The sequence below is a fragment of the Leucobacter sp. M11 genome, assembly GCF_035726885.1.
Lineage (GTDB): Bacteria > Actinomycetota > Actinomycetes > Actinomycetales > Microbacteriaceae > JAPFRB01.
In genome coordinates, this window is the sequence record NZ_JAPFRB010000001.1 from 481,185 (window position 1) to 484,131 (window position 2,947).

2 protein-coding genes and 1 pseudogene are annotated in these 2,947 nt (G+C 52.7%); all 3 read right to left on the minus strand.

Annotation, left to right across the window (positions count from 1 at the left end; translation table 11 throughout):
- Nucleotides 1-107 precede the first annotated feature (107 nt).
- Nucleotides 108-263, minus strand: a pseudogene (locus tag OOT08_RS02465) (SDR family oxidoreductase); the annotation flags it as partial.
- A gap of 147 nt (nucleotides 264-410) precedes the next feature.
- Nucleotides 411-2,144, minus strand: a complete 1,734-nt coding sequence (locus OOT08_RS02470) for an AAA family ATPase (RefSeq protein WP_325090964.1) — start codon at nucleotides 2,142-2,144, stop codon at nucleotides 411-413.
- A gap of 92 nt (nucleotides 2,145-2,236) precedes the next feature.
- Nucleotides 2,237-2,947: SDR family NAD(P)-dependent oxidoreductase (locus tag OOT08_RS02475; protein ID WP_325090965.1), on the minus strand; the 711-nt coding region annotated here is incomplete at its 5' end.

Consider the following 2,947-nt stretch of genomic DNA (forward strand, 5'->3'; position numbering starts at 1 on the left):
GCATCCTGCTCGCCCGCCGCCTGCGCGCGAAGCGACTCGGATAACGACAATGACGACGGCGGGGCCGGGCCAGTGGCCCGGCCCCGCCGTCGTTCAGGTCCTATTGGCTAGCTCGCGGGCGGGGTGAAGCGGCCGTCGATCGCGGTCCAGCCGCCGTCCACCATGAGCGTTGAGCCGGTCACGAAAGACGAGGCATCGCTCGCGAGGTAGACGACCGCGCCCGCGAGCTCGTCGGGGCGGGACCAGCGCCCGAGGGCGCTCTTTTCTTAGACTGCTAAAATTTGCGCCCAGGAACGATGGTTCATTGCTTTTGGTGAAAATGAGATTTCTAAAATTTGTTCTATTCATTGGTCAGTGCCCCGGCAAAGCAGTATCACCTACGGAGCAATGTTGATCAACTCCGCAGATGATTAGAGTTGCTCAATAAAAGCCCTTAGACCGACGTCCCCCAACGACTGGTGTCCTCCAGCAGTGGAAAAGCTCCGTTTGTAAATTTCATGAAAATGACCTTTTAGAGCTGCAAGGGTTTTCTTACCATAAGTTTGTCCGACAGGGTCAGCTTCGTAAGATTCGTAGACCATTGTTGAAACTTGGCCCGTACTTTTTGGATGATATCCAGCTTCGTTGTTTCGGCGCCTGTTTTCTGCATTATTTATTGAGTTGACTGCCTTTTCAATTGAAGCTGTTCTAGCGGTTTCTATTGATTTCTTTAAACAATCAGAAAGGCTTTCAGCCTCAACCGCATTCAATTGGCTACGCACGAAATCCTCGCGAATAAAGTAGCTTTCGATGTCGCTACCCTCAGTCACCCAACCATAAAAATGATGTTCTTTAGAGGCTTGTATGAATAGCTCTACATCATTATCTACAAAGTCCCTATCCCGGTGGATGATCACTTTAGTTTCAGGCGCATGTTCACGGATGAATTGACTCAAAATGATTGCTGAATCAATTTTGCTAGAACTCTTATACGACAAAACATCGTACTCCCCTTCCATGAAACCAGATGATTCCAGAACAGCCTTAATCAGGCTCAACTCACTGTCTTCTGTGATGACGACTGCTTTAAGGGCACCATTTCGAAGTCGATCCTTTACGTCCATCGCGCCCAGCATCATGAGAGCGTCTACACGCTCAAACTCGCCCTCTACAATTCCCTCTTTCCCGATCCAGTGAGTGGTTGCTTCTAAGTCTTCAAACTCATCAAAAAAGTGTGAAGAGTGGGTTGAAATGAGAATCTGGAAATTCTCTTCTTTGGCCAGGGTATTCAAAAGCCTTGCGAGCTTTCGTTGATTATCAGGATGTAGGTGGGAATCAGGCTCATCGAGAATCAAGAGCTTTGGAGAGTAAACCCCGATGTAAGCAAGAATTTGGATAGTTTGTAGGACCCCGGTCCCTGAAGAGTCGATCGGCAGTTCATTCCAACCCCTGCGAGTTGTGACTTCAATGTGTTCATCGGAATCTTTAGAAAAACTCACATTGATTGAAAGATCTGGAAAAACTAGATTCAGTCGATGTTTGAACTGTTCCCATTTCTCCGAGTCTTCAGAAAGGATCAGGAGAATATTTCTAAAAACATTATTCGCATCTCCGCGAGCTGCTGCACGGCGAACTATCCCAGGGGATTTGAACTCTTCAAAAGCCGCGATTCCTGCTAGCCCTGGAGCAATGATGCTGAAGGGAGGATCCAATGCTTTGAGACTATGGTGAGCATTTTTAGGGGCTATCGATGTTGCAATGTTCTTGTTTCGGCCTTTTTTGGCTTCTACTTCAAACTTTTTTTCGCCCTCAAACTCAAAAACAACTTTGATTTTTCGTCTTTCGTCCTCTGTGAGAACTCCGCCGTGTGCCAAAGAATACACATTCCTGATTGGCGTATATAGAAGCTGGTCTGGAGAAAGACTTCCAGCAAAGGTTGATAATTTGGGTTTGGCTGCTGAGTGAAGCTCAAGACTTTGTGAGATAGAAACAGAAAACTGTATTGCTTGGAGGAAACTGCTTTTCCCCGCGTTATTTGGACCGACAAGAACCGTAACACGGCCAAACGGAATGGCTAATTTCTGAATTCCTCTAAAATTTTCAACTGAAACTGCCTTGATCAAAAATCCCCCATAGTTACGCAAAACAATTTTTCCCCTATCCACCTTAGCTTTATCCCAATAGCACGGGATAAATACCTTGAAAACCGCTCAGTTACCAGCTAGTTCTCAATGCATAGATTTTCGCGACCAAGCTATTAGCTCGCGGGCGGGGTGAAGCGGCCGTCGATCGCGGTCCAGCCGCCGTCCACCATGAGCGTTGAGCCGGTCACGAAAGACGAGGCATCGCTCGCGAGGTAGACGACCGCGCCCGCGAGCTCGTCGGGGCGGGACCAGCGCCCGAGGGCGCTCTTTTCAGCGTAGGCCCCGTACCAGTCCGGGTTCGCCTTGATCTGCTCGGTGAGCGGCGTCTCGACCACGCCGGGCGCGATCACGTTGACCCGAACCCCCCGGTCGCCGTACTCGGCGGCCCCGGTCTTCGCGAGCTGGACGAGCCCCGCCTTGGTGGCCGCGTAGACGCCCTGGCCGGGCTCGACGACCTGGGCGCGGATCGAGGCGAAGCCGATGATCGAGCCGCCGCCGTTTTCCGCGAAGCGCGCACCGAAGACGCGAATCAGCTGGAAAGAGGCGCGCAGGTTCAGGTTCACGACGCGGTCGAACTCGTCCATCGTGTAGTCGCTCATCCGCTTGCGCACATTGGTCGCCGCGGTGAACACGAGGGCGGAGGCCGAGCCGAAGCGCTCGGCGGCGTCGCGGACGGCCTCGTCATCGAGGACGTTGAGCTGGAAGGCCTCGGCGGAGAAGCCCTGGCCCTGGATGAGCGCGGTCGTGGCCTCGGCCCCGTCCAGCGCCCAGTCGGCGACGACCACGTGCGCGCCCTGCGCGGCGAGCGCCTGCGCGGACTCGCG